At 70.3% G+C, this 25006-nt stretch carries 25 protein-coding genes and 2 tRNA genes; 13 read left to right on the plus strand and 14 right to left on the minus strand.

Annotated elements, in window-relative coordinates:
* From OAW74_RS07900 to pstC, 4 genes are read right to left on the minus strand one after another with little or no spacing between them, the layout of a single operon-like run.
* Positions 1-2457 carry a hypothetical protein gene (locus OAW74_RS07900; protein ID WP_262873748.1) on the minus strand — a complete coding sequence of 819 codons (2457 nt, stop codon included), beginning with the start codon at positions 2455-2457 and terminating at the stop codon, positions 1-3.
* On the minus strand, positions 2458-4083 hold the full coding sequence (gene pstS, locus OAW74_RS07905; RefSeq protein ID WP_262873749.1) for a phosphate ABC transporter substrate-binding protein PstS: 1626 nt from the start codon (positions 4081-4083) through the stop codon (positions 2458-2460).
* Positions 4071-5507, minus strand: coding sequence for a phosphate ABC transporter permease PstA (gene pstA / locus OAW74_RS07910; RefSeq protein ID WP_262873750.1), 1437 nt, complete (start codon positions 5505-5507; stop codon positions 4071-4073). The genes pstS and pstA overlap by 13 nt, the downstream gene beginning before the upstream one ends.
* The gene (pstC, locus tag OAW74_RS07915) at positions 5507-6478 is read right to left on the minus strand and encodes a phosphate ABC transporter permease subunit PstC (RefSeq protein ID WP_262873751.1); all 972 of its coding nucleotides are present in this window, start codon (positions 6476-6478) and stop codon (positions 5507-5509) included. Before pstC ends, pstA begins: the two co-directional genes overlap by 1 nt.
* Positions 6479-6734: 256 nt before the next feature.
* Between pstC and pepN the strand changes: the two genes are divergently transcribed.
* From pepN to OAW74_RS07935, 4 genes are all read left to right on the plus strand, one after another.
* Positions 6735-9278, plus strand: a complete 2544-nt coding sequence (gene pepN, locus OAW74_RS07920; protein ID WP_262873752.1) for an aminopeptidase N — start codon at positions 6735-6737, stop codon at positions 9276-9278.
* 83 nt (positions 9279-9361) lie between these two features.
* Positions 9362-10471: a mechanosensitive ion channel family protein gene (locus OAW74_RS07925; RefSeq protein WP_262873753.1), complete on the plus strand. Its 1110-nt coding sequence runs from the start codon at positions 9362-9364 to the stop codon at positions 10469-10471.
* Positions 10468-10932 carry a globin gene (locus OAW74_RS07930; protein ID WP_262873754.1) on the plus strand — a complete coding sequence of 155 codons (465 nt, stop codon included), beginning with the start codon at positions 10468-10470 and terminating at the stop codon, positions 10930-10932. The genes OAW74_RS07925 and OAW74_RS07930 overlap by 4 nt, the downstream gene beginning before the upstream one ends.
* Positions 10929-12593, plus strand: coding sequence for an FAD-binding dehydrogenase (locus OAW74_RS07935; RefSeq protein ID WP_262873755.1), 1665 nt, complete (start codon positions 10929-10931; stop codon positions 12591-12593). Before OAW74_RS07930 ends, OAW74_RS07935 begins: the two co-directional genes overlap by 4 nt.
* Before the next feature lie 307 nt (positions 12594-12900).
* Here OAW74_RS07935 and OAW74_RS07940 read toward each other — a convergent pair whose 3' ends face one another.
* Positions 12901-13575 (minus strand): hypothetical protein, encoded by a 675-nt coding sequence (locus OAW74_RS07940; RefSeq protein WP_262873756.1) that lies wholly within the window; start codon positions 13573-13575, stop codon positions 12901-12903.
* 18 nt (positions 13576-13593) lie between these two features.
* Between OAW74_RS07940 and OAW74_RS07945 the strand changes: the two genes are divergently transcribed.
* A complete protein-coding gene (locus OAW74_RS07945) occupies positions 13594-14478 on the plus strand; it encodes an acyl-CoA thioesterase (RefSeq protein WP_262873757.1) in 885 nt (294 codons plus the stop codon).
* On the opposite strand, the gene OAW74_RS07950 is transcribed toward OAW74_RS07945, so the two are convergent.
* The 4 genes from OAW74_RS07950 to ssb all read right to left on the minus strand — a co-directional run bounded on the left by OAW74_RS07950 (position 14479) and on the right by ssb (position 17875).
* A complete protein-coding gene (locus tag OAW74_RS07950) occupies positions 14479-14997 on the minus strand; it encodes an acyl-CoA thioesterase (RefSeq protein WP_262873758.1) in 519 nt (172 codons plus the stop codon). It lies immediately after the preceding gene.
* Positions 14990-16669 (minus strand): energy-dependent translational throttle protein EttA, encoded by a 1680-nt coding sequence (gene ettA, locus OAW74_RS07955; protein ID WP_262873759.1) that lies wholly within the window; start codon positions 16667-16669, stop codon positions 14990-14992. The genes OAW74_RS07950 and ettA overlap by 8 nt, the downstream gene beginning before the upstream one ends.
* A 75-nt stretch (positions 16670-16744) precedes the next feature.
* Entirely contained in the window at positions 16745-17266 is a 522-nt protein-coding gene (locus tag OAW74_RS07960; protein WP_262873760.1) for a DUF6993 domain-containing protein, read from the minus strand.
* Between the two features lie 39 nt (positions 17267-17305).
* Positions 17306-17875, minus strand: a complete 570-nt coding sequence (gene ssb / locus OAW74_RS07965) for a single-stranded DNA-binding protein (RefSeq protein ID WP_262873761.1) — start codon at positions 17873-17875, stop codon at positions 17306-17308.
* Between the two features lie 253 nt (positions 17876-18128).
* Between ssb and OAW74_RS07970 the strand changes: the two genes are divergently transcribed.
* Positions 18129-18392, plus strand: a complete 264-nt coding sequence (locus OAW74_RS07970; protein WP_262873762.1) for a hypothetical protein — start codon at positions 18129-18131, stop codon at positions 18390-18392.
* On the opposite strand, the gene yczR is transcribed toward OAW74_RS07970, so the two are convergent.
* Positions 18393-19814, minus strand: a complete 1422-nt coding sequence (gene yczR, locus OAW74_RS07975; RefSeq protein WP_262873763.1) for a MocR-like transcription factor YczR — start codon at positions 19812-19814, stop codon at positions 18393-18395. It abuts the gene before it with no gap.
* A gap of 62 nt (positions 19815-19876) precedes the next feature.
* Between yczR and yczE the strand changes: the two genes are divergently transcribed.
* On the plus strand, positions 19877-20488 hold the full coding sequence (gene yczE / locus OAW74_RS07980; RefSeq protein WP_262873764.1) for a membrane protein YczE: 612 nt from the start codon (positions 19877-19879) through the stop codon (positions 20486-20488).
* An 18-nt stretch (positions 20489-20506) separates the two neighbouring features.
* Here the strand turns inward: yczE and OAW74_RS07985 are convergent, their stop codons facing one another.
* Entirely contained in the window at positions 20507-20722 is a 216-nt protein-coding gene (locus OAW74_RS07985; protein ID WP_262873765.1) for a methyltransferase, read from the minus strand.
* 69 nt (positions 20723-20791) lie between these two features.
* Between OAW74_RS07985 and OAW74_RS07990 the strand changes: the two genes are divergently transcribed.
* The 6 genes from OAW74_RS07990 (at position 20792) to OAW74_RS08015 (ending at position 22777) form a co-directional block, all read left to right on the plus strand.
* Positions 20792-20864 (plus strand) — tRNA-Arg (locus OAW74_RS07990).
* A gap of 52 nt (positions 20865-20916) precedes the next feature.
* Entirely contained in the window at positions 20917-21543 is a 627-nt protein-coding gene (orn, locus tag OAW74_RS07995; RefSeq protein WP_262873766.1) for an oligoribonuclease, read from the plus strand.
* A gap of 36 nt (positions 21544-21579) precedes the next feature.
* Positions 21580-21655, plus strand: a tRNA-His gene (locus OAW74_RS08000).
* 8 nt (positions 21656-21663) lie between these two features.
* Positions 21664-22005, plus strand: coding sequence for a metallopeptidase family protein (locus OAW74_RS08005; RefSeq protein ID WP_262873767.1), 342 nt, complete (start codon positions 21664-21666; stop codon positions 22003-22005).
* The gene (gene clpS / locus OAW74_RS08010; protein ID WP_262873768.1) at positions 22005-22301 is read left to right on the plus strand and encodes an ATP-dependent Clp protease adapter ClpS; all 297 of its coding nucleotides are present in this window, start codon (positions 22005-22007) and stop codon (positions 22299-22301) included. Before OAW74_RS08005 ends, clpS begins: the two co-directional genes overlap by 1 nt.
* The gene (locus OAW74_RS08015) at positions 22298-22777 is read left to right on the plus strand and encodes a DUF2017 domain-containing protein (RefSeq protein WP_262873769.1); all 480 of its coding nucleotides are present in this window, start codon (positions 22298-22300) and stop codon (positions 22775-22777) included. Before clpS ends, OAW74_RS08015 begins: the two co-directional genes overlap by 4 nt.
* On the opposite strand, the gene OAW74_RS08020 is transcribed toward OAW74_RS08015, so the two are convergent.
* The 3 genes from OAW74_RS08020 to OAW74_RS08030 are packed head-to-tail and all read right to left on the minus strand — an operon-like array spanning position 22778 to position 24966.
* Positions 22778-23371 carry a hypothetical protein gene (locus tag OAW74_RS08020; protein ID WP_262873770.1) on the minus strand — a complete coding sequence of 198 codons (594 nt, stop codon included), beginning with the start codon at positions 23369-23371 and terminating at the stop codon, positions 22778-22780. It lies immediately after the preceding gene.
* The gene (locus OAW74_RS08025) at positions 23346-23666 is read right to left on the minus strand and encodes a hypothetical protein (protein ID WP_262873771.1); all 321 of its coding nucleotides are present in this window, start codon (positions 23664-23666) and stop codon (positions 23346-23348) included. The genes OAW74_RS08020 and OAW74_RS08025 overlap by 26 nt, the downstream gene beginning before the upstream one ends.
* Before the next feature lie 31 nt (positions 23667-23697).
* Positions 23698-24966: a DNA polymerase IV gene (locus tag OAW74_RS08030; protein WP_262873772.1), complete on the minus strand. Its 1269-nt coding sequence runs from the start codon at positions 24964-24966 to the stop codon at positions 23698-23700.
* Positions 24967-25006 lie beyond the last annotated feature (40 nt).

Raw genomic sequence — 25006 nt, forward strand, 5'->3', positions numbered from 1 at the left:
TCAGCGCCCCCTGCGCAGCAGGAGCGGGCCGCCCAGGAGGCAGGGCGCGGCCAGCAAGGCGCTCGCGAGGAACGCGTAACGCGCCGCTCCCCCGGTCTGGTTGGCGGCGAACTCGGCAGGCGCCGACGCCTGGGCACCCGCCGTCGGGCTCGGCTGCGGCGCAGGGGTGTTCTCCGTCACGGGTGCCGGATCTGCCGGAGTGTCGACGGAGGCCGGCGGGTCGGCTGAGGCATCCGGTGTCGGCGTGGGGGTCGGCTGCGGTTGATGCTCATCGCAGGTCGGAGTCTTCACCTCGGACCGAAGCGCCGCGGCCGCGGCCGCCAGCGTCGCCCTCTGCTCCTCGTTGAGCGGCACGTATCCGCGCGGCAGCGCCCCGACGCCGTCGCCGGCCACCTGCCCGGCTCCCCCGACGTAATCCAGCAGCCCCGCGTAGGAGGTCAGCGACGAGAGCGAGGCGCCGCAGACGTCGACGACCGCGTACTCGGTGTAACTGAGCGGGTACGCGGACTTGGATCGCACGTCGGGATCGGTGACCCTGACCTCCGCCACGTCGCCGGGCTGCATGACCTCGACGCCGGCGGCGACGGCTGCCGCGGTCGGCGCGAGCGCGACACCCGCCGCGTTGACCAGGCGCGCCATCGTCAGTCCGTAACGCTGCGCCGACGCGGTGTCGGTGATCGCCAGCTCGAAGCGGCTGCCCGGCAGCTGCGGTGCAGCGGCGACGAAGCCCGCCGGCGTCTTGGCCGCATCCCACACGATCTTCATGCCGGCGTCGGCGCGACGCGCGCGGTATGCCGCTTCGTGCATGTCGTTGACGTAGGGACGCAGATCAAGGGTTCCGTAGCCGGGCACGCCGGTCGCCTGGTCGCCCGCAGTCGTCGTCAGATCCGCCTTCGGGAAGCTGTCCGAGCCCGCGCCGGCGAGCCCGAGAGCGAGATAGGCGTCGTTGACCGTCATCCCCCACGCGTCGGGCTGCCCCTGGAGGAAGGCCGCGGCGTCGGGGTCGGAACGCACCCAGTTCCACACCAGCTCATTGGCATCGGAAGACCCGAGCGCGACGATGAGGCCGTCGGGCCCGGCGCTGGAGAGGAAGTCGGCGAACTCCGGATTCAGCGCCAGGAACTCCGGGTCGTTGCGGATCGTCCGCGGGTTTCCGGCGACCTGGGCCGCGGCGTTCCCACCCGGCACGTCGGCCCGGTAGCTCTGCGTCAGGAGCTTGGCGACCAGCCGCGGATTGAGCACGAGGTCGGTGACGGGCGTGCCGTTGCGCCCGTAGATCTGCGAGGTGCGCCCGAGGGCGTAGTCGATGTTGAACGCGATGCCGATCGACCCGTTCACGACGGGTGCGTACCGCAGCGTCTCGCCCTCACTCTGCTCGGCGTCGAGCGCGCGGCCCACGAAGGCGAGACTCGCCGCCCCGTCCATGTCGCTGACCAGCTGGGTGCGCGCCTCGTCATCGCCGATCTGCGAATAGCCGTACACCGAGCCGTCGGAGCAGAGGGCGGCCTGCCACGACGTCATCGCTTCGGCGACCGGCTCCGAGCCGACCGTGCGCACCTCCTGTGCGCCGATCGGGCATGACGTGCTGACCGCGCGGAACCCGAGTTCGACCGCGATGCGGTTCTTCCACGCGGATGCCGACAGCGCCGATCCGCTCAACCGTCCGTTCGACGACGTCGTGGCCGGCGTGCCGTCGAGATTGGTCGAGCCGCGCGGCACGATCACGAGCCAGCACGATCGGGGCTCCCCGGTGGCGGCTTCCGTCGCCCCGCACCCGAGGTGGGGAGCCTCGAGCGAGGTCTGCGTCTCGAACACTGCCGTGCCGGTGCCATCGTCACCGGTGCGCACGGCGGTGAGCTCGTTGGTCGTCGCTGCCGACCAGTACGGCGAGATGTCGAAACCGCTGGTGCCCTTGACACTTGTGAAGGGCATCGCGAAGCTGCGCAGCCAGGGGTTCGTGCGCGTGGGCGGCACCTTGACATCGTCGTCGTACGGCTGCTCGGGGTCTTCGCCCTCGACGAATGCGCGGCCGCCCACGTTGGGGCCGGTCAGCGCACCGAGACTCGACGACGGAGCGCCGAACTGACACTGCTGCGGCTCGGGGGCGACGCCTGCGTCCGACCAGCACTGCATGATCTGCAGGAAGTCGCTCGTGAAGTCGCCTTCGCTGGTGGGGACTCCGCCGGTCCACGACACCGTGATGCCTTGATTGGTCAGATCCTCGGTCTGGCTGACGGTCACCGACAGCTGCTCGAAGGCGGCGTAGTCCGGGGCGTCGGCGTCGCGGGTGCCGTCGTTCCACAGCATCGTCACGGCACTGGATGCCGTGTCGTCGTCTGCCGCTGCCGCGCTCACGGCCAGGCCGGCGAACACTCCCCCGGCGGTGAGGTCGACGGCCAGCGCCGTGGCGGCTAAGAGGACGAGTCCGCGACGGCGGGTCCAGGTGCGCAGGCGCATCTAGCGCCTCCTTCCGAGCATCAGAGCCAGAACCGGCGGTCCCACGATGAGCAGACCGATCAGCGCGACGATGAGCAGCACGATCGTGTGGGCGAGGCTCCACCCGACGGGAGCCGGCGCCTCCACCGGAACCGCGGCGACGGCCGAGCACACGCCGGTGTCGGCGTCGCAGGCGGTGGGGCCGACGAGTCCAGACGTGACACCGGCGACCGAAGCGTCTTCGCCGGCGGCGACCTGGGCGTCGCCGTCACCGGATGCCGCAGCATCCGCCGCGGTCTGCGCGGTGTCGACGTCGGAGCCGGTCGTCGATCCACCGGAGCCCGACGACGCCGTCGTGCCGCCTCCGGCACCCGCTGCCGCGCCGCCCGTCCCCTGCGTGCACTGCGTCACGCCCTTCTTGTCGCACTCAGAGGGCATGGCGGCCTTCTTCGCGAGCGTGTTGGTGCCGTCGGAGGAGAACGTGGGGTTGTTGCACTTCTTGATGTCGACCTTGACGCTGCCGGCGCCCGGAATCCGCTCCACCTGTGCGAGCCCCGCCTTGACGAGGTTGATCGGCAGCGGCGAGTACCCCAGCACCTCGGCCTGCTGCTGCCCCTCGCACAGGAAGTACGAGGCGAACGCGGCCAGCGTCTGGCCCTTGTCGGTCGTGAACGACCCCTGCGCCTGGGTGGGGACGATCATGTAGGAGTAGCTCGACAGCGGGTAGGACCGAGGGTCGGTCGAGCGGTAGACGCCCTCGAGCTTCTGTGTGAGGTACTGCGCAGACCCCTCGTCCTGGTTGATCTTCGCGCCGAGCAGTCCGACGGCGACGTTCGACGCCGTCGGCTCCACGTAGTATCCGGCCGCATTGAGCACCTTCGCCACGGGGAACCCCGTCTTGAGCGCGTAGGAGTACTCGACGTACGTGATCGTGCCCTCGTTCGCCAGCTGCGCGACGTAGCCCGACACGCCCTGCGAGTTGGGTTGGGCGACGAAGCCGGCCCCGGCGAGCACGGGGAAGTTCGAGGTCTGCCCGCACGGCGTCGAGCGCCCCGCCCTCTTGCAGTACGCATCCCAGGCCTTCTGGTGCTCGGTGGCCATCCACAGCGTGAACTGGGCGGTCGATCCCGACCCGTCCGACCGCACGACGGGCACGATCTTGCGCTTGGGCAGCGTCAGCCCCGGGTTGTCGGCGGCGATGCGCTTGTCGTTCCACTGCGTGATCTCGCCTGTGAAGATCAGGGTGAGCACGTCGCCCGACAGTCGGAGGTTGGTGATGCGCTTGCCGCCGGAGGTGAGGTTGTACATGAACGACGTGCCGCCGGCGACGATCGGCATGTACGCGAAGCCGCGGGAGGGAAGGGCCTCCACGATGCCGTTGTCCTTCAGCCCGTACGGCGTCTCGGACACCGCGAAGTCGACCGTGCCCGCCTTGAACTGATTGCGTCCGTCGCTCGACCCTGTCGAGGCGTAGTTGACCCGCATCCCGTACTGCTGCACGTTGCGGCGCCACTGGTCGACCGCGTTCGACGACCACGACGACCCCGCACCGTTGATGGGGACGTAGTCGGCCGCCGCGGCCGGGGTGGCGGGAGCCGCGATCAGCCCCACCAGAAGCAGCGCGAAGAAGGCGCTCAGTCGTCGCATGGTCGGTCGTCCTCGGTTCGGGGTGAGAATGCTCGGTCCAGTTCGGCGATCTCGGGGCTGCCGGCGCTGGCCGGGTCGTCGAGGGGAAGTGTGCGATAGCCCGCGAGCAGCCGATCGCTGAGCGCGAGCAGCCGAAGGTGCCCTGCGCGCGCACGGTCGGCGAGCCACGCGCCGGCGGGCGCCGCGCTGCGCGCGAGCAGTCTCCGCAGCGGCGCCAACGCGTCGTGCACGCGCCGGGGCACCGCGCCGATCGCACGTCGTGCACGCGCCCAGCGGGCAGCCCGACGTGCGCGCGCAGCGACATCGTCGCGACCGATCATCCTGGCGACCACGAAGAGGATCAGCACCAGCAGCATGAGCACCGCGGCCGTGCCGAACCCGCGGGCGACCATCGAGGGCTCGGGCGACTTGACGAACTCGAACACGGCGAGGGGCAGCGAGACCATCGGGTCGGCGGTGGGATCGAGATTCAGCGCCGCCGTGAAGCCGCTCGTCAGCAGCACGGGGCTCGTCTCGCCGATGCCGCGCGCCGTCGCGAGGATCACGGCGGTGGTGAGCCCCGACTTGGCCGTGGGCAGCGTGACGTGCCACACCGTGTGCCACTGACCCGCCCCGAGCCCGATGGAGGCCTCCTTGAGGGTCGCCGGAACCAGTCTGAGCACGACGTCGGCCGAGCGGATCATGATCGGCAGCATCATGACGCTGATCGCCAGGGCCGCAGCGAGCCCCGATTTCTGCACGCCGAGCACGAGGATGAACGACGCATAGACGAACAGTCCCGCCACGATCGAGGGCAGCGCGGTCATCGACTCGACGATCGTGCGCACGAACCGCGAGAACCGCCCAGGCACCTCGGTGAGGAACAGCGCCGTGGTCAGCCCCAGCGGGATGGTGATCACCAGCGCGATCGAGATCTGGATGAGGGTGCCCGCGATCGCGTGGACGATGCCGCCCGCGGAGAGCGGATCGAGCGGACCCGCCAGCGACATGTCCTCGACATAGAAGTTGGAGTACGTCAGCGCTTCGGCGCCGCGCGCGAGGGTGAAGCCCACGACGAAGACGAGAGTGGCCAGCACCGTGAAGGCGAGGCTGTGGATGACGACCGCGATCAGCCGGTCGGCGACCACCGGCCCCGGCTCGTCGAGCGCGACGATCAGCACATAGGCGGCCACGAAGAGCACATAGGCGATCGCCGCGAACGCGATCGGCCCCTCCAGCGGCGCGATCATGAACAGGAACACCGTCAGCGAGACCGCCGACATCGCCGCTCCACCGATCGCGAGCAGGTCGGCGGCGCGTACTCCCCCGGTCTGCCGGCGCGGCGGATCGGATGCCGGAGCGCGGGCGGGCAGCACCGTGCGGGGTTCCGATACCGGAGCGCCGGTGCCGGCGGGCGCTCGGAGCGCGTCGTCGACGACCGTCATCAGCTGCTGGCCCCCGAACGCGAACGCGCCACGATCGCGGATGCTCCGAAGTTGACCACCAGGGTGAGCCCGAACAGCGCAAGGCCCGCCGCCATCAGCGCCGACATGCCGAAGGGGCTGGCCTCGCCGTAGCGGAGCGCGATGAGACTCGACACCGAGCTGGTGCCGTTCTTGAGGATGAACGGCTGGATCGCGAAGACCGGCGAGATGATCATGTACACCGCGATCGTCTCGCCCAGCGCGCGGCCGAGTCCGAGCATGGTGCCGCCGATCATCCCGCCGCGCCCGTAGGGCAGCACGACTCGTCGGATCATGCCCCAGCGGGTCGCTCCGAGCGCGAACGCGCCCTCCCGTTCGCCGATCGGCGCCTGGGAGAACACCTCGCGCATGATCGAGGTGACGATGGGGGTGATCATGAGAGCCACCACGATCCCCGCGATGAAGGTGGAGCTCGTGAAGATCGTGGTGGTCGCCAGCGGATCGGACGGGTCGTACTCGTCGACGCGGAAGAGCGGGATCCAGCCGAGGGTGACGGCGATCCAGCGTGCGACGGGGGTGATGGCCGCCTGCAGGAAGAAGAAGCCCCACAGCCCGTACACGACGCTCGGGATGGCCGCCATCAGATCCACGAGCGCGATCAACGTGGCGCGCAGCCGACGCGGAGCGTACTCCGAGATGAACAGGGCCATCGAGGTGGCCAACGGCACGGCGACAGTGATCGCGACGAGCGCGATCAGGATCGTGCCGACCAGCACCGCGGCGATGCCGAAGGTGCCGGAGTCGGGCTCCCAGCGCTGCTCCGTCAGGAACGACGGCCCCGCGGCGGCGAGCGCCTCTCCTGCGCGCACCGCGAGGAATGCCCCGACCGCGCCCATCGTGACCAGAACGAGAACGCCGCCGGTCCCGGCGACGCCGCGGAACACCGTATCGACGGGCGCGCGCAGGGTCGTGAGTGTGCGCGGAGAATCCACTGACACGTCCTTCGGGTCGACGAGTGCGCTGCAGCTCCGACTCGGGTCGGCCGGAGCGAGATGACCGTGACAGCGCAGGATGACGCGGCACATGCATTCGCATGTCGTGTCGGTGAACTCTCCGTTGACGGACGATGCCGCCGCTCCCGCCGACCTGCGCAGACCGGCTTCGTGCCCGCGCAGGCAAGGCGCGTAGGCTGATCAGGTTGCGGCAGCATCCCCGCCGCACTCAGACTCACCCCACGGGAGCAAAGCAGTGCCTGGAGAGAACCTCACCCGCATCGAGGCGCAGGAGCGCCGCGCGATCGTCTCGACCGACTCCTACGAGGTCACCCTCGACCTCACCACGGGGCCCGAGACCTTCCGCTCGCGCACCGTCGTCCGGTTCACCGCGACCGAGGGCGCGTCGACCTTCATCGACCTCATCGCCCGCACCGTGCACGAGATCACCCTCAACGGGCGTGCGGTCGACCCGAGCGCGGCCTTCGCCGACTCGCGCATCGCGCTCGACGGGCTGGCTCAGAGCAACGAGCTCGTCGTCGACGCCGACTGCCTCTACACGAACACCGGCGAGGGCCTGCACCGCTTCGTCGACCCCGTCGACGGCGAGGTCTACCTCTATTCGCAGTTCGAGGTGCCCGACTCCCGACGCATGTTCGCCGTGTTCGAGCAGCCCGATCTCAAGGCCACGTTCCGGTTCACCGTGACCGCGCCCGCCGCCTGGAAGGTCGTCTCGAACTCGCCGACGCCCCAGCCCGCCATCGACGGCGACAGCGGCACCTGGGAGTTCGAGCCCACCCCGGTCATCTCGTCGTACATCACGGCCCTCATCGCCGGTCCCTACGAGGCCACCTTCTCTGAGCTCACCAGCGCCTCGGGTCGTGTGATCCCCCTCGGCGTCTACGCCCGCAAGAGCCTGTGGCCGTTCATGGACGCGGACTACGTCTTCGACAAGACCCGCGAGGGCTTCGCCTACTACGAGGAGAAGTTCGACTACCCCTACCCCTTCGCCAAGTACGACCAGCTGTTCGTGCCGGAGTTCAACGCGGGCGCGATGGAGAACGCGGGCGCGGTGACCTTCACCGAGACCTACGTCTTCCGCAGCAAGGTGACCGACGCCGTCAAGGAGCGGCGCGTCGTCACGATCCTGCACGAGCTGGCCCACATGTGGTTCGGCGACCTCGTCACCATGAAGTGGTGGAACGACCTGTGGCTCAACGAGTCGTTCGCCGAGTGGGCGTCGACGATCGCCACCGCCGAGGCGACCGAGTGGACCGAGGCGTGGACGACCTTCAACGCGATGGAGAAGACCTGGGCCTACCGTCAGGACCAGCTGCCGTCGACCCACCCCGTCGTCGCGACGATCGACGACCTCGAAGACGTGCAGGTCAACTTCGACGGCATCACCTATGCCAAGGGCGGCTCGGTGCTCAAGCAGCTGGCGGCGTGGGTCGGCATCGAGGAGTTCTTCGCCGGGGTCTCGGCCTACTTCAAGAAGCACGAGTACTCGAACACCGAGCTCGTCGATCTGCTGCGCGAACTCGAGACGACGAGCGGTCGCGACCTGAGCGGCTGGTCGAAGAAGTGGCTCGAGACGGCGGGCGTGAACACCCTCGCCCCGGCCATCACGACCGACGCGAACGGCGTCATCACGCGCTTCGCCGTCGTGCAGACGGCCCCAGCCGACTACCCGACGATCCGCCCGCACCGTCTCGGCATCGGCTTCTACGACCTGCAGGGCGACGCGCTCGTGCGCACGCACCACATCGAGCTCGACGTCGACGGCGACCTCACCGAGGTCGCCGAGCTCAAGGGCCGACGCCAGCCCGACCTGGTGCTGCTCAACGACGACGACCTCGCGTACGCCAAGATCCGCCTCGACGACCGGTCGCTGGCCACCGCCGGCGCACACCTCGCGAAGATCTCCGACCCGCTGGCACGGTCGCTCGTGTGGGGCGCCGCGTGGGACCAGACGCGGGATGCCGAATCCGCCGCATCCGACTACGTCGATCTCGTGCTGCAGAACATCGGCTCCGAGACCGAGTCGACGACGGTGCGCACGACGCTCGCGCAGCTGCAGCTCGCCGCCAACTCGTACGTCGTCGCCGACAGGCGCGACGCGACGCGCGAGAAGGTCGCCGACGGTCTGTGGGCGCTCGCGCAGCAGGCTGCGGCCGGCAGCGACAGCCAGCTGCAGTTCGTGACGGCCTTCGCATCGGCCGCAGCCACCCCCGCGCACTGGGAGACCGTGCGCAAGGTGCGTGACGGCGAGATCGCGTTCGACGGCTTGGCGATCGACACCGACCTGTCATGGCAGCTGCTGGTCTCGCTCGCCGCCGGCGGCGCAGTCACCGCCGAGCAGATCGATGCCGCGCTCGAGGCCGACAACACCGCCAAGGGCGGCGAGTTCGCCGCGCAGGCCAAGGCCGCCCTTCCGACGGCAGAGGCCAAGCAGGCTGCCTGGTCGTCGCTCATCGACAGCGACGACCTGCCCAACACCATCGTGCGCTCGGCCGCGCTCGGGTTCACCCACCCCGCCGGCCGCGATCTGCTCGGCGAGTTCGTGCAGCCCTACTTCGACATGCTGCTGCCGGTGTGGGACTCGCGCACGTACAAGATCGCCGAATACCTGATCGCGGGACTCTACCCGGCGGCTCTGGCCAGCCGCGAGCTGCGCACGGCGACCCGCGAATGGCTGGGCGCCCACACCGGGGCCCCTGCGGCCCTGCGACGCCTCGTCAACGAGAACCTCGCCGGTGTCGAGCGGGCACTCGCGGTGCAGGAGCGCGACGCCCAGTGAGCCGCCGTCACGCGAACTGATGCACCTCCGGCCCCGGCCCCGCTCTCAGGCGGGACCGGGGCCGCATCGTTAGGATCGGGACGATGATCTCCCTCGATACCCTCGTGCTCGCCGCCGACGACGCCGACCCCACCTTCTGGGAGAAGGTCGGCTCGATCGCCTGGACGGTCGGCGGCCGGCTGCTCGCGGTCGCCGTGATCATCGTGAGCGCCTTCGTCGCGGCATGGCTGCTGCGGTTCGTGATCCGCCGGGTCGTGAACCGCATCGTCTCGGGCGCCAAGAGCAAGGCGAACGTCGACGACACGCAGGCGCTGGAGCGGTCGCCGCTCGCGTCGATGCGCCTCGTGCAGCGCACCCGCACGCTCGGGTCGATCCTGCAGAACATCGTCAACGTCATCATCGTGATCATCGCGATCGTGCTGATCGTCAATGTGATCGACCAGTCGATCCTGGGGTCGTTCGCGCTGCTGTCCGCCGCGATCGGCGCGGGCCTCGGCTTCGGGGCGCAGAACATCGTCAAAGACGTGCTCAACGGCATCTTCATCGTCGCCGAAGACCAGGTGGGCATCGGCGACGTCGTCGACATGGGGCTGGCGACCGGCATCGTCGAATACGTGAGCGTGCGCATCACCCACGTGCGCGACGTCAACGGCACGCTCTGGTACGTGCGCAACGGCGAAGTGACCCGCATCGGCAACATGTCGCAGGGCTGGTCGCGCGTCATCGTCGACCTCGCCGTGCCGGTGGATGCCGACATCTCCGAGGTCGAGCGCGTCATGCTCGAGGCGGCGCTCAGCATCCAGAAAGACCCCAAGTGGCGCACCCGCGTCATCGAGAAGCCGGAGATCTGGGGCCTCGAGTCGGTCTCCGGCGATGCCCTCGTCATCCGCGTCGTCATGAAGACGCGCGCAAACGCGAAGGACGACGTCGCCCGCGAACTGCGCATGCGCCTCAAGCACGCGATCGACGAGCTCGGCCTGACGCTCCCGGCCCTGAACACCATCACGCTGGCCGGCATCGAGGGCGCCCAGCGGGTGCGCGGCGCCAATCCGCCCAAGACCAAGCCCACCCCCACGCCCGCCGTCGAGCGGCCGGTATGGAAGCCCAAGAAGACCGGCAAAGCCGCGAACGCCGATCAGGGCGCGGCCGACGAGGGCGATGCGTCCGGCTCGACGGGGACGGCGAAGCCATGACCGACGAGCCGATCAGCTTCTACGACGAGATCGGCGGCCACGACACCTTCGTACGGCTCGTCGACGCGTTCTACCGCGGCGTCGCCGACGACGAGGTGCTGCGCCCGATGTACCCGGAGGAGGACCTCGGGCCGGCGAAGGAGCGCCTCACGCTGTTCCTCGCGCAGTACTGGGGCGGACCGTCGACCTACAGCGAGCAGCGCGGGCACCCGCGGCTGCGGATGCGGCACGCGCCGTTCCACGTCAACCCCGACGCCCGCGACCGCTGGCTGGCCCACATGCGCGTCGCCGTCGACGAGCTCGGCCTGTCGGCGCTGCACGAGGCGACGCTGTGGGATTATCTCCAACGTGCCGCGTTCGCGATGGTGAACACCTTCGAGCCGACCGGCATCGGTGCCGACGCGCAGGGGCGCGCAGCATCCGGGATCCCCCTCCACCCGACGACGAAGGAGTCGCCATGACCACAGCCACCCATTCCGCCGATCTGCTCGTGATCGGCTGGGGCCTTGCCGGCCTCGTCGCCGCGTCGGAGGCCGCGGCACTCGGCAAGAGGGTGGTGATCGTCGATCAGGAGCCGCGGACGAACCTCGGCGGCCAGGCCTGGTGGTCGTTCGGCGGGCTGTTCTTCATCGACTCGCCCGAGCAGCGACGCCTGGGCATCAAGGACTCACTCGAGCTCGCGCGGCAGGACTGGTTCGGCAACGCCGGGTTCGACCGCGAAGAAGACGCCTGGCCGAAGCGGTGGGCCGAGGCCTATCTGCAGTTCGCGCACACCGAGAAGCGCGCGTGGCTGCGCGAGAAGGGCGTCGGGTTCTTCCCGATCGTCGGGTGGGCCGAGCGCGGCGGCTACACGGCTCTCGGGCCAGGCAACTCCGTGCCGCGTTTCCACATCACGTGGGGCACCGGGCCGGGACTCGTCGCCCCGTTCCAGGCGGCGGTCGAGAAGGCAGAGGCCGAGGGTCGCGTCACGATCCTCCCCCGCCACAAGGTCACCGCGATCACGATGGCGGACGGAGTCGTCACCGGCGCCTCCGGAGACGTGCTCGGTGCGTCGGACGCGCAGCGCGGTGTCGCGACCTCCCGCGAGGTCGTCGGATCGTTCGAGGTGACCGCCGCGGCGACCCTCGTCTCGTCGGGCGGCATCGGCGGCAACCACGACCTCGTGCGCAAGCAGTGGCCCGCGCGGCTCGGCACGGCGCCGGAGACCATGATCACCGGGGTGCCCGCCTACGTCGACGGCTCGATGTACCCGGTCGCCGAGGGCGCGGGGGCACGCCTGATCAACGGCGACCGCATGTGGCACTACGTCGAGGGCATCCAGAACTGGGATCCGGTCTGGCCGCAGCACGGCATCCGCATCCTCCCCGGCCCGTCGTCGGTGTGGCTCGATGCCACGGGCACGCGGCTGCCGGTGCCGCTGTTCCCCGGCTTCGACACGCTCGGCACGCTCGCGCACCTCCGGCAGACCGGCCACGACCACTCCTGGTTCGTGCTGTCGCAGAAGATCATCGAGAAGGAGTTCACCCTCTCGGGGAGCGAGCAGAACCCCGACCTCACCGGCAAGGACGTACAGCTGCTCGTCAAGTCGCGCCTCGGCAAGGGCGCGTCCGGTCCCGTGCAGGCGTTCATGGACCGAGGTGCCGACTTCGTCGTGCGCGACACCCTCGACGACCTCATCGCGGGCATGAAAGCACTCCCCGGTGGCGAGGCGCTCGACGGCGATCGCGTGCGACGCGAGGTCGAGGCCCGCGACCGCGAGATCGACAACGACTTCACGAAAGACGCACAGATCGCGATGCTGCGGTCGGCGCGCGCGTTCACCGGCGACAAGATCATCCGCACCGCCAAGCCCCACCGCATCCTCGATCCCGAGTCGGGGCCGCTCATCGCGGTGAAGCTGCACGTGCTCACCCGCAAGTCGCTCGGCGGCATCGAGACCGACCTCGATGGTCGCGCGCTCGGCGCCGACGGCGCGCCGATCCCCGGCCTCTACGCCGCGGGCGAGGCCAGCGGCTTCGGCGGCGGCGGCGTGCACGGCTATCGGGCGCTGGAGGGCACGTTCGTCGGCGGCTGCCTCTTCTCGGGCCGCACGGCGGGCCGCGCCGCCGCTCGCGCCGTCTGAGCCCTGGCTCGCGGCTGCGGCTCGGTCCCGGGCAGCTCGGTCGCACTAAAGTGCGACCCCCGCCGGGCGCCGGTCGCACAACCCGCGAGCTGCGCCCCCATAAGCCGCAGGTACTGAGACCGCGCCCCGAGGCGGGTCGCACAACCCGCGATTTCCCCGACCGCCGGTCGCACTAAAGGGCGACCGGCGGTCGGGGCGCACGCCGCCGCTCACCGTGGTTCGCCGACTCAGGTGTCGGACGGGTGGGGCGGATGCTGCGTGCCGTGCCGTCCGAGCAGACACTGGCCCCGCCGATCCGACGGCTGGGTCAGTCCGCCGCGCCCGTGGTGCGCACGGGGGTCAGCCCGACCCGCTGCGGACCGCGCACGAGCACGTGCCCCCTGGCGAGGGTGAAGCGGGTCCAGACGCCGGACGACAGCATCCGCGCGTCTTCCTCTCCGCCGATGAAGCCCATCGCGAAGGCGGCGAAGGCCGCCCCGAGCGGGCGGCCGGCGAGCTCGGCGTCGGGCGCGCCCCACACGTCGGCGCGCACGATGCGCACGACGTCGTCGCCGGGGTCGGCCGGAAGCGCCTCGGCGACCGCCGCGATCCCCCACTGGGCACGGGAGGCCAGCGTCGCGGCGGGCACGGCGCCGACAGGCTCCCAGCCGCCGCGCGGCGGAGAGACGCCGGCCCACGCGGGCGCGAGCCCCGCCTCGGGCAGTACGAGCGCCGCGGCATCGTCGGCGGCCGCGCTCAGCGACGCCGCGTCGACCACGAGGTCGCACACGAGTTCGGGGTCGACCTGCAGTGCGCGCATCGCCAGCACCGTCGGGGTCGCGTCGAACAGTCCGCGCGGCGCGAGGGGAGCTGCGGTGAGCACGATCGTGCCGGCCTCGGCGCGCAGCCGCACCGAGCCGTCGCCCACCGTGCGCGCGCGCCCCGCGAAGGTGAGCACGTCATGCGCGGAGGCCGCATCGGGAAAGATCAGGCGCTCGGACACCCGCCCTAAACTACCAAGGTGACCGCCTCGCCCGAACTCGACCCCGTCGGAGCCCTGCTGCGGGTGCTCGACCTCTCGGGGTCGGACGCCCGCACCACCGAAGACATCTTCACCGGGCAGTCGCAGGCCATGCCCCTCGGCCGCGTGTACGGCGGACAGGTGCTCGCCCAGGCGATCGTCGCGGCCGGTCGCACGACGGCACCCGACCGCGTGGTGCACTCGATGCACGGCTACTTCCTGCGCCCAGGCGACTCGTCGCAGGGAATCACCTTCGCCGTCGACCGCATCCACGACGGCCGCTCGTTCTCGACGAGGCGCACGCAGGCGTTCCAGGACGGCGTGCCGATCTTCTCGATGATCTCCTCGTTCCAGGACGAGGACCCGGGGCTCGAGCACCAGCAGGACCGTCCAGAGGGGATCCCCGAACCCGACGACCTGCCCGATCTCGAGGATCACCTCACCGGGCTCCACCCCGTCTCACGGCGCCTCTTCACCGACCGGCCCGCCGATGTGCGCCACGTGCCGTCGCCGATCTATGTCGCCGTCGACGGCGAGCGGGTGCCTCGCCAGGCGGTGTGGATGCGGATCCGCCGCGCTCTCCCCGACGACCCCGCGATCCATCGTGCCGCCCTCGCCTATCTCAGCGACCTCACCATCCAGGAATCGATCCTGCGCGCCCACGGCGTGCCGTGGTCGACCCCGGGGCTCAAGGTCGCGAGCCTCGACCACGCCATGTGGTGGCATCGCCCTGGGCGCGTGGACGAGTGGATCCTCTATGTGCAGGAATCCCCCAGCGCCCGCGGCGGGCGGGGGCTGGCGACCGGGCGCATCTACACGCGCGAGGGGATGCTGATCGCCAGCGTCGCCCAGGAGGTCATGGTCAGGGTGCCAGAGGCGGAGTGATCAGCTGCGGTGGGCGTGACGGATCGGCTCGCCCAGGTACGGCTCCCAGGCCGTGCGCTCGACGTCGCTGAGCCGCTGCGGGCGCCCGGTGGCAGCATCCACCTTCACGACGACCGTCGTCGCGCGCGCATACACCGTCTGTCCTTCGGCGCCCGCCGTCTCGATCGGGCTGCAGACCTCGTAGCAGACCTCGATGCTCGAACCGCCGAGCTTGCCGAACCACAGCTGCACGTCGAGCGGGTCGCGCTGATACGGCACCGGCGCGAGGTACTCGATCTCCTGCCTGGCGATGAGAGTGAGGGTGCCCACCGCCAGTCCCGACTCGATGACGGCTGTGGGCGGCGCCGTCTCGCCCGGCTGCGGCAGCCAGAAGGCGCGCACGCGCGCCTCTTCGAGCAGCTTCAGCATCGACGTGTTGTTGACGTGGTTGAACGCGTCGAGGTCTCCCCATCGCAGGTGGATGGGGATGTGGAGTCGCCCATGGGGCCCGATGACTGAGCCTGCCGAAGGATCAGTCACGCGTGAGCTTGCGATACGTCGAACGGTGGGGCTTGGCAGCGTCGGGGCCCAGACGCTCGATCTTGTTCGCCTCGTAGGCCTCGAAGTTGCCCTCAAACCAGTACCACTGGTCGGGGTTCTCGTCGGTGCCCTCGTAGGCGAGGATGTGGGTCGCGATGCGGTCGAGGAACCACCGGTCGTGGGTGATCACGACGGCGCAGCCGGGGAACTCCAACAGCGCGTTCTCGAGCGACTGCAGCGTCTCGACGTCGAGGTCGTTGGTGGGCTCGTCGAGCAGCAGCAGGTTGCCGCCCTCTTTGAGGGTGAGGGCGAGGTTGAGCCTGTTGCGCTCACCGCCCGAGAGCACGCCTGCGCGCTTCTGCTGGTCGGGGCCCTTGAAGCCGAACTTCGACACGTACGCGCGCGAGGGGATCTCGGTCTTGCCGACCGTGATGATGTCGAGCCCGTCCGAGACGACCTCCCACAGCGTCTTCTGCGGGTCGATGTTGGAACGCGACTGGTCGACGTAGCTGATCTTGACGGTCTCGCCGACCTTGAGGTCGCCGCCGTCGAGCGGCTCGAGACCGACGATCGTCTTGAACAGCGTGGTCTTTCCCACGCCGTTGGGGCCGATGACCCCGACGATGCCGTTCGGCGGCAGGCTGAAGCTGAGGCCGTCGATGAGCGAGCGACCGTCGAAGCCCTTCTGCAGCTTCTTGGCCTCGATCACGATCGACCCCAGGCGCGGCCCCGGCGGAATCTGGATCTCTTCGAAATCGAGCTTGCGGGTGCGGTCGGCCTCGGCCGCCATCTCCTCGTAGCGCGCCAGACGCGCCTTCGACTTGGCCTGACGGCCCTTGGCGTTGGAGCGCACCCACTCGAGCTCCTCGGCGAGACGCTTGGCGAGCTTCGCGTCTTTCTTGCCCTGGATCGCGAGGCGCTCGCCCTTCTTCTCGAGGTAGGTCGAGTAGTTGCCCTCATACCCGATGAGCCGCCCGCGGTCGACCTCGGCGATCCACTCCGCCACGTTGTCGAGGAAGTACCGGTCGTGGGTGATCGCGATCACGGCGCCGGGGTACTTCTGCAGGTGCTGCTCGAGCCAGAGCACGCTCTCGGCGTCGAGGTGGTTGGTCGGCTCGTCCAGCAGCAGGAGGTCGGGCTTCTGCAGCAGGAGCTTGGTCAGCGCCACGCGGCGCTTCTCACCGCCGGAGAGGTTCGAGATCTCGGCATCGCCCGGCGGGGTGCGCAGGGCGTCCATCGCCTGTTCGAGCTGGGAGTCGAGGTCCCACGCGTCGGCCGCGTCGATCTCCTCCTGCAGCACGCCCATCTCGGCCAGCAGCGCATCGAAGTCGGCGTCGGGATCTGCCATGAGGCCCGAGATCTCGTTGAAGCGGTCGACCTTCGCCTTGATCGCGATGCCGTCCTGGATGTTCTCCAGCACCGACTTGGACTCGTCGAGCTCGGGCTCCTGCATGAGGATGCCGACGGTGAAGCCGGGGCTCAGCTTCGCCTCGCCGTTGGAGGGCTGATCGAGCCCGGCCATGATCTTGAGGATCGTGGACTTTCCTGCGCCGTTGGGACCGACCATGCCGATCTTGGCGCCCGGCAGGAACGCCATCGTCACGTCGTCGAGGATCAGCTTGTCGCCGACCGCCTTGCGGGCGCGGACCATCGAGTAGATGTATTCAGCCATGGGTGGAACGAACTCCTCTGAGCGACGACGTCAGCCTCCAAGCCTACCGCCGCCCGGCGGACTCCCCCGCCGGGATCACCAGTCGATGGGGCGCGTCTGACCGAGCAGGCAGGCGCCGCCCGCGAGCCCGGGCAGCACCACGGTGACGGGATCGCCGGTCGCGGGCCCCACCTGGCCAACGAGGCACTCGTCGCCCCAGCGCACCGAGAACTGGATGCTCTCGGCCGGGTTGCCCACCGTCGACTCGTCTTCGGTGACCTGCATGGCCGATTTGTCGAACCCGGCTTTCACCAGGGCATTGATGTAGGCGCGGCCCTTGACCTTGTCATCGCCCTTCCACACCTTCGCGACGACCGCCGTGAACAGCGGCAGGTTGTCGTTCGCCGTGCCGTCGGCGACGAAGACCGGGCCGGTCGGGGTCGGCGTGGGCGTCGGGGTGTCGCTCGCGGTCGCGGAGGGCGTCGCGGCGGCCGTGGATGCCGTCGGCTGCGGCGTCGCCGAGCATGCCGCGAGTCCGAACACGAGCAGTGCGGCCACCGACGACGCGAGCAGCGGCACGGCGACGATCGGGCGTCGGGTCGGGGGGCGACGGGGCACGAGTCGAGTCTACGTGCCGAGGTGGTGGTCTCCCCTCGGTCAGAACGGCACCGTCTCGGGCTCGGGATCGCGCGCGGCTTCGCGCTCGGGTTCGGGGGTCGGCGGCTCTGCCGGTGCGCCGCCGGTCGATGCAGCCGGCATCGGCTCGGCGCCAGGCACGGCCCACCCGGCGGCCCCGCCCGCATCGGGCGCTCCTGGCACCGCCGGCGTCGCCCACGCGTCGGTGGGCGACGCCGGCGCGGCGCCTGTGGGCGGGGCGTCTCGGGTGAACAGCGTCGTGCCCCACAGCAGGTCGTGGCCGACGGCATCGGCGTCGATGTCGACCGAGGTGCCGTGCTTGTCACCGGCCTCCCAGTCCCGGATGCGCAGACGCCCGGTCACGATGACGCGCTCGCCCTTGCGCAGCGACGCGAAGGAGTGGTCGGCGAGGGCGCGGTAGGTCGACACCGAGTACCAGTTGGTGTCGCCGTCGCTCCAGGCTCCAGTAGCCCTGTCTTGCACCCGCTGGGTGCTCGCCAATCGGAAGGAGGTGATGGTCACGCCGTTCTGCGATCGACGGAAGTGGGGGTCTGTCGCGATGTTGCCGACGATGGTGATGGAATCCGACATGGGATGCGCCTCTCGGTGTGCGTGGGCCGGGTTGGGAGTCACCGCATCGGCGCCTGCGTGCCCGTCAGGCGCCGATGCCCCTCCAGGGTGCGCGTGCCGACGCATCCGTGGGGCGCCGGAGGCGGGATTCGGGCAGAGCGCGGCAGAACCCGTCGTTGGGGAGGAGCAGGCACCGCCCGACCGTGTGCGCCGCCGGCGCCCACGGGCGCGGCGATGTCGGAGGTCGCCCGTAGCGTCGTGGGCGAGGAGGACCATGAGCACACTCACCATCCGGGCACTGCAGTCGGCGCCCGAACTCACCCGCAACCGCACGGTGCGCCTGGCCGCCGCCGGCCCGCAGCTGTGGCGCGTGCTGGGCCCCGATGCGCGCGTGATCGGCCACCTGCACCGCCTCGCCCACGCCGACGGCACGCGCTTTCGCGCCCGGCGCTTCCACGAGGGCGCGCGGGCGTTCCTCGATCTCGGCGACTTCTGGTCGGCCGACGACGCCGTCGACTGCCTGCGCCTGACCCGCTGATCAGACGACGGCGTCGTACAGCTCGTGCACGGCCACCGGCGCGCCGGAGCGCACCCGCTGCCAGCTCTGCTCGAGCACCGCGACGGCCCGCACGAGTTCGTCGGCGGGTGCGGTGAACGGCAGCCGGAGGTGCCTCTCGTATCCGCCGTCGACCGAGAAGCGCGGACCCGCGCTCAAGAGCACCCCGTCGGACCGTGCCGCCATCACGAGCGCCGAGCTCAGCGGCGCGTCGAGCTCCACCCACAGCGACACACCGCCGTCGGTGTGCGGCACCCGCCAGCGCGGCAGGTGCTCGGCCAGCGCCGCGCTCAGGGCGTCTCTGCCTTCACGCAGCACGTGGGCGCGTTGCGCGACGATCTGCGGATGCTGTGCGAACAGCGCCGCGGCCACGGCCTGGTCGAACTCGGGTGTGCCCAGATCGTGCGCCGAGCGGGCCGCCACCAACCGTCGGATCACGTCGCGCTCCGCCCGGATCCACCCCACCCGCAGGCCGCCCCAGACCGTCTTGCCGAGCGAGCCCAGGCGCACGACGCCGGTCGGATCGCCGTCGAAGCCCGCACGCACGGGCCCCCGATCGATGTCGAGCTCGGCGGTCGTCTCGTCGATGACCAGCATCGTGCCTGCCCGTTCGGCCGCCGTCTGCACGGCCGCGCGCTCCTGGTCGGTCATCGAGCGGCCGGTCGGGTTGTGGAAGTCGGGCATGAGGTAGGCCAGCACGGGCAGCGTGCGCGCAAAGGCCTGCTCCATGCGATCGAGGTCCCACCCGGCATCCGTCGTCACCGGCACCCCGACGAGCCTTGCTCCGGCGCGCTGCAGCGCTTCGGCCGCGTGCGGATAGGTGGGCGTCTCGATCAGCGCACGGTCGGCGCGGCCGAGCATCACGGTCGCGAGCAGATGGATCGCGCTCTGCGCTCCCGTCGTGACCATCACTTCGGTGGGATCGGTCGCGATCCCCCTCGCCGAGTAATGCGCCGCGATCGCCTCACGCAGCTCTGGCGCCCCCACGACGTCGTATCCGACCCGCGAGATGAGGGCGGCCGACGAGGAGGCGACCTCGGCGAACACTCCGGCCAGTCCCGGCCAGGCCGGAGGACTCGCCTGCTGCAGGTCGATCGCCCCGGGGAACGGAGTGGCTCGCCCGGGCACGCGGTCGCGAGAGGGCAGCGTCACGCTCCCCGATCCGCGCACGCTGTCGATGTGACCCGTCTCGCGCAGGCTCCGATAGGCGGCGGTGACGGTGCTGCGGCTGACCCCCAATGCCGCCGACAGCTCTCTCTCGGCCGGCAGTGCGGTGCGGGGAGCGAGCCGATTGTCCAGGCACAGCAGGCGGATGCCGTCGGCGAGCGCCTCGTAGGCGGGTTCGCGCGTGCGCCACCCGCCGAGGGCTGCCGAGAGAGCACGCGCGGAGATGCGGTAGTCCATGCAGACCAGCCTACGCAGATTGGCCTGATAAGCGTAGGCCAATTCTGCGATTGGATGGGCTCATGACACGGAGGATCGTCCAGCTTCTCGTCGGCCTGGTGCTGTTCGGCATCGGCTGCGCACTGACCGTCGAGGCGGGGCTGGGCGTGGACCCGTGGACCGTGCTCGCACAGGGCATCTCACTGCGCACCGGCATCGGCATCGGCTGGGTCGCCAACATCCTCGGCGCCATCGTGCTGCTGGCCTGGATTCCGCTGCGCCAGAAGCCGGGTGCGGGCACGATCGCCAACATCCTCCTCGTCGGCACGAGCATGCAGTTCGCACTCGACGTGCTGCCGGTCGCATCGGGCTTCGGCTGGCAGCTGCTCACGGTGCTCGCCGGCATCTGCCTGGTCGCCCTGGCCTCCGGCCTCTACATCGGCGCGCGGTTCGGCCCAGGACCCCGCGACGGCCTCATGACCGGGCTGAACTCCCGCTTCGGCTGGCCGATCTGGCGCAGCCGCGCCATCGTCGAGATCACCGTGCTCGTGATCGGATGGATGCTGGGCGGCACCGTAGGCCTGGGCACCGTGCTGTTCGCCGCCCTCATCGGGCCGCTCGTGCACGTCGCACTGCCGCTGTTCGACACGCGTCCGCGGGCCACCGCATCCGCCTCCGTCGCCGCGGAGGCCTGAGGGGCGTCGCGTCGACGCTCAGTGCTCCTGGAATCGCGGCCAGTCGCTCCCAGGGGGCATGTGCGCGTGGAGGGCGCTCTTGGCGACCTCCATGGTCGGATAGGTGCCCGTCGAGGCGTCGGCACCCGCCATCGTGACGGTGTAGCCCTCCTCGGACTTCCTGATCGTCCCTGCCACCGCACCGCCAGAGCCATAGGCGAGCCAGAGGGCGTGGTGGGTCTCGGTCGTGCTCATGGGAACTCCTTCCGATGTGAACGACGGTACGCCGTGTCGCCAGACGGCGCTAGGCTGGTCGCACCCCATCCCTCCGTAGCTCAGGGGACAGAGCGAGCGGTTTCTACCCGCAAGGTCGGGGGTTCGAATCCTCCCGGGGGGGCTCGCACTGTGCGCCGGCAGCATCCGCACCGGTCGCTCCACGAGAGGAACACATGGTCGGCGCTTCCGAGAACGACAGGCTCGTCTGGATCGACTGCGAGATGACCGGTCTCGACCTCGAGGTCGACGAGCTGGTCGAGATCGCCATCGTCGTCACCGACTTCGAGCTGCGCCCGCTCGACCCCGGGTTCCAGGTCGTGATCAAGCCCGACGCGTCGGCGCTCGAGCACATGAACGACTTCGTCACCGCGATGCACGAGAAGTCGGGGCTGTTGCAGGAGATCCCGCAGGGCGTGAGCGTCGCCGAGGCCGAGTTCGAGGCGCTGCAGTACATCCAGCGCTTCGTGCCGCAGGCCGGCAAGGCGCCGCTGGCGGGCAACACGATCGGCACCGACCGGATGTTCCTGGCCAAGTACATGCCGCGCATCGACCGGTGGCTGCACTATCGCAACGTCGACGTGTCGTCGATCAAGGAGCTCTCCCGGCGCTGGTATCCCCGCGCCTACATCCACGCTCCCCGCAAAGACGGGGGCCACCGCGCCCTCGCCGACATCCTCGAATCGGTGCAGGAGCTGGCCTACTATCGCGCGGCGGTGTTCGTCGCGGAGCCGGGGCCGACCAGCGACGACGCGAAGGCCGCAGCGGCCGCCGCGGTGTCATCGTTCGCTCCACGGGTGTGAGAGAATGGTGAGGTTGTCCGCTCAGGCGGGCGCTTGGTGGGTATAGCTCAGTTGGTAGAGCACCTGGTTGTGGTCCAGGGGGTCGCGGGTTCAAGTCCCGTTACTCACCCCAAGATGGAAATGGATGCCGAGGCTTTCGAGTCCCTCGTCGTGCAGGAGCTCGATCTGCTCCCCGACGACATGGTCGAGGGACTCGACAACGTCGTGTTCGTGGTGGAAGACCGTCCGGACGACGGGAGCCTCGACCTCCTCGGCCTCTACGACGGCTGGGCGCTGACCGAGCGCGACCGGTACGGCGTCGGCGAGCTCCCCGACCGCATCCTGATCTACCGCGAGCCGCACCTGGCGGTGTGCGACGACGAAGACGAGCTGCGCGACGAGGTGCACACGACGCTCGTGCACGAGATCGCGCACTTCTACGGCATCGACGACGAGCGCCTGCACGAGCTCGGGTGGGCCTGATGCCGCTGGCCGCGCCCGAACTCGACGACCTGACCATCGCGCAGGACGCCGTCGATCCGGCACGACCGTGGCAGACCGTCGTGTGGGACGATCCGGTCAACCTCATGAGCTATGTGACGTATGTCTTCCGCGAGTACTTCGGGTTCCCGCGCGAGCGGGCGGAGCAGCTCATGCTGGCCGTGCACCACGAAGGGCACGCGGTGGTGGCCGAAGGTGCGCGCGAGCAGATGGAGCTTCACGCCAGGGCGATGCACGAATACGGCCTGTGGGCGACGGTGCGGGAGGCGCCGCGATGAGCGAGGACGCCGCGGTCGTGATCGAGTTGGCGCGGGGCGAGGCGGCGCACTTGGCCGCACTCGTCGAGCAGTTCGTGCGGCTTCTGTCCGAATCCCCGCCGGCCGATCCGGCACTGCAGCGCCTCTCTCCGCCGGTGTACCCCGACGACGCAGAGGCCAGCGCCGAGTTCCGCGCGCTCACCGCGGACGATCTGCACGATCGGCGCCGTGCCGACGCGCAGCTGCTGCTGACCTCGCTCGGCGAGCTGGCCGAACCGACCGCCACCGACCATGAGCCGGCGCAGCATCCGCTGCCGCTCGATCGGCTCACGGCGCAGGCGTGGCTGCGCACCCTCGCGGGCGTGCGGCTCGTGCTGGCCACCCGCCTGGGCGTCGCCGATGACGACGCGCACGACGACGATGACCCTCGGTTCGCCGTCTATGACTGGCTGGGCTACCGCCTCGACAACCTCGTGGGAGCGCTCGAGGGGCGCTGATCAGGGCACGTCGAACACGTGCGTGGCGAGCTCGCGCGGGCGGTCGCGCTCGAGGTGCGCGACTTCTTGCGCCGCCCACCTCTGCCAGTGCGGTCGATAGGTGTCGCCGTCGCGATCGAGCGCGCGATGCCGGCGCGACCGTTCGGGCGACTCCAGCCACACCCGCACGTCTCCCAGTCGCGCCGTGCGAGCGGTGAGCAGTCCGGACCCCTCGATGATCAGCGGCAGCGCGGGGTCGATCGCGTGCGCCTCGGCGAGCTGTTCGGTCGGCCAGTCCCAGCGCTGCCAGACCCCCAGCATTCCGCGCGCGTGCGGGATGAGGACCGCGTCCAGTGCGGTCGTGACCCCCGCTTCGAGCCCGTCCCAGCCGGGATAGAGCGAATCGAGGGCCACCAGCTGCACCCTCCCCCGCAGCGGCCACGCCGCCACGAGCAGGCGGGCCAGCGACGACTTGCCCGCGCCGCTTCGCCCGTCGATCAGCACGACGGGGTTCGTCGCACCGAGCGCGGTCACCCGCGAGGCGAGCGACGTCGCGGCGGCGGACAGCGCCGCGGTGACCGGGTCGCTGCTACTTCTTGATGGCGCGGACGACACGGCTGAGGGCTCGCCCGGCGAGCCACACGAAGGGGATCGCGACGGCCAGGAGCGAGATGATGTTCGGCTCGAAGCGCAGATCGTCGCCGCGGCGGATGTAGGCGCCCAGCGGCACCGAGACCCCGCCGCCTCCGCCCCCGCCGTTGCCGGAGTCGTCGGATCCGCCGCCGTAGCCTGACCACGTCAGCGCCACCGGAACGATGCGGACGCCGTCGACGTCCTGCTGCTCGCCGTAGGCGGCCGAGACCCCGAACGATGCGGACTGCTTGCCGAGATCGAGTGCGATGTTGGGCATGCTCCCACCGTAGACCGTCGGGCCGAACGTGTCAGGCGCCGGATTCGAGATCGCGCAGCCGCGGGTTCGTGGGCAGGGCATCCACGTCGCGCCGCGCACCCAGCACGCTCGCCCTCGTCACGGCGCCACGGCCGAAGCGCTCGCGTGCGCCGTCGAGCGCCTCGTCGACGCGACGCCACTCCTCGTCGTCGTCCCACAGCGCTGCCCCGGCGAACCCCGCCGCCCGCAGCTTCTCGCCTCGCACCCCGATCAGCCGCACGGGCTGGTCGAGAGGGATGCGCTCGAACAGCTCGATCGCCGTGTCGCCGATCCGCTGACCGACGTTGGTCGGCTCGCCGAGCGTCTGCGAGCGCGAGAGGGTCGTGAAGTCGGCGAAGCGGAGCTTCAGGGCGACGGTCGCCGCCTCCCACCCGCCGTCGCGCAGCCGCGCGGCGACCCGGTCGGCGAGGCGCCGCAGCTCGGTGCGCAGCACGACCGCGTCGCGGATGTCTTCCAGAAAGGTCTCTTCGTGGCCGACGCTCTTCTCGATGCGCTCGGTCGAGACCTCACGCGCGTCGAGGCCGCGGGCCAGATGCCAGATGCGCTCGCCCATCGCGGGCCCCAGCGCCCGGTTGAGCACGGCGCGCGGGGTGTCGAGCACGTCGGCGACCATGCGGATGCCGCGGGCTTCCAGCGCCTCGGCAGCCTTGGGCCCCACGCCCCACAGCGCCCGCACCGGCCGCGCCGCGAGGAAGGCGGCCGTCTCGGGCTCGCTCACGATGAGCAGGCCGTCGGGCTTGGAGATCGTCGAGGCGATCTTGGCGACGTGCTTGGTGGCGGCCACCCCGATGCTGCAGGTGAGCCCGGTCTCGCTCTTGACGCGGGCGCGCAGCATCCGCGCGATCTGGGCAGGACTCCCCCAGAGCCGGCGTGCTCCCGAGACGTCGAGGAAGGCCTCGTCGATCGACAGCGGCTCCACGAGCGGAGTGACGTCGTGGAAGATCGCCATCACCTGCCGGGAGAGCGCGGCATAGCGGTCGAAGTGCGGCGTGACGACGATCGCCTGCGGGCACAGCCGCAGGGCGACGCCCATCGACATCGCCGAGCGCACCCCGAACTGCCGTGCCTCGTAGGACGCGCTGGAGACGACCCCACGCCCCTCGGCGCCCCCGACGATGATCGGCTTGCCGGCCAGCGACGGGTCGTCGAGCACTTCGACCGACGGATAGAACGCATCCATGTCGACGTGCAGGATGCGGGTGCCTCGGTCATCGGCGCCGTCGGGCGAGACGAGCCTGCCCGTGCCGTCACCGCGTCCCATGCACCCATTCTCCGCTCCCCCGCCGACATCCGCGCCGAGG

The sequence above is a fragment of the Microbacterium fluvii genome, from assembly GCF_025515205.1.
Lineage (GTDB): Bacteria > Actinomycetota > Actinomycetes > Actinomycetales > Microbacteriaceae > Microbacterium > Microbacterium fluvii.

Excerpts from the sequence above, each read along its gene's own strand:
- OAW74_RS07900 (WP_262873748.1), bottom strand. The coding sequence starts at position 2,457 with ATGCGCCTGCGCACCTGGACCCGCCGTCGCGGACTCGTCCTCTTAGCC.
- pstS (WP_262873749.1), bottom strand. The coding sequence starts at position 4,083 with ATGCGACGACTGAGCGCCTTCTTCGCGCTGCTTCTGGTGGGGCTGATC.
- pstA (WP_262873750.1), bottom strand. The coding sequence starts at position 5,507 with ATGACGGTCGTCGACGACGCGCTCCGAGCGCCCGCCGGCACCGGCGCT.
- OAW74_RS07925 (WP_262873753.1), top strand. The coding sequence starts at position 9,362 with ATGATCTCCCTCGATACCCTCGTGCTCGCCGCCGACGACGCCGACCCC.
- OAW74_RS07930 (WP_262873754.1), top strand. The coding sequence starts at position 10,468 with ATGACCGACGAGCCGATCAGCTTCTACGACGAGATCGGCGGCCACGAC.
- OAW74_RS07935 (WP_262873755.1), top strand. The coding sequence starts at position 10,929 with ATGACCACAGCCACCCATTCCGCCGATCTGCTCGTGATCGGCTGGGGC.
- ettA (WP_262873759.1), bottom strand. The coding sequence starts at position 16,669 with ATGGCTGAATACATCTACTCGATGGTCCGCGCCCGCAAGGCGGTCGGC.
- ssb (WP_262873761.1), bottom strand. The coding sequence starts at position 17,875 with ATGTCGGATTCCATCACCATCGTCGGCAACATCGCGACAGACCCCCAC.
- OAW74_RS07970 (WP_262873762.1), top strand. The coding sequence starts at position 18,129 with ATGAGCACACTCACCATCCGGGCACTGCAGTCGGCGCCCGAACTCACC.
- yczR (WP_262873763.1), bottom strand. The coding sequence starts at position 19,814 with ATGGACTACCGCATCTCCGCGCGTGCTCTCTCGGCAGCCCTCGGCGGG.
- yczE (WP_262873764.1), top strand. The coding sequence starts at position 19,877 with ATGACACGGAGGATCGTCCAGCTTCTCGTCGGCCTGGTGCTGTTCGGC.
- OAW74_RS07985 (WP_262873765.1), bottom strand. The coding sequence starts at position 20,722 with ATGAGCACGACCGAGACCCACCACGCCCTCTGGCTCGCCTATGGCTCT.
- orn (WP_262873766.1), top strand. The coding sequence starts at position 20,917 with ATGGTCGGCGCTTCCGAGAACGACAGGCTCGTCTGGATCGACTGCGAG.
- OAW74_RS08005 (WP_262873767.1), top strand. The coding sequence starts at position 21,664 with ATGGATGCCGAGGCTTTCGAGTCCCTCGTCGTGCAGGAGCTCGATCTG.
- clpS (WP_262873768.1), top strand. The coding sequence starts at position 22,005 with ATGCCGCTGGCCGCGCCCGAACTCGACGACCTGACCATCGCGCAGGAC.
- OAW74_RS08015 (WP_262873769.1), top strand. The coding sequence starts at position 22,298 with ATGAGCGAGGACGCCGCGGTCGTGATCGAGTTGGCGCGGGGCGAGGCG.
- OAW74_RS08025 (WP_262873771.1), bottom strand. The coding sequence starts at position 23,666 with ATGCCCAACATCGCACTCGATCTCGGCAAGCAGTCCGCATCGTTCGGG.
- OAW74_RS08030 (WP_262873772.1), bottom strand. The coding sequence starts at position 24,966 with ATGGGACGCGGTGACGGCACGGGCAGGCTCGTCTCGCCCGACGGCGCC.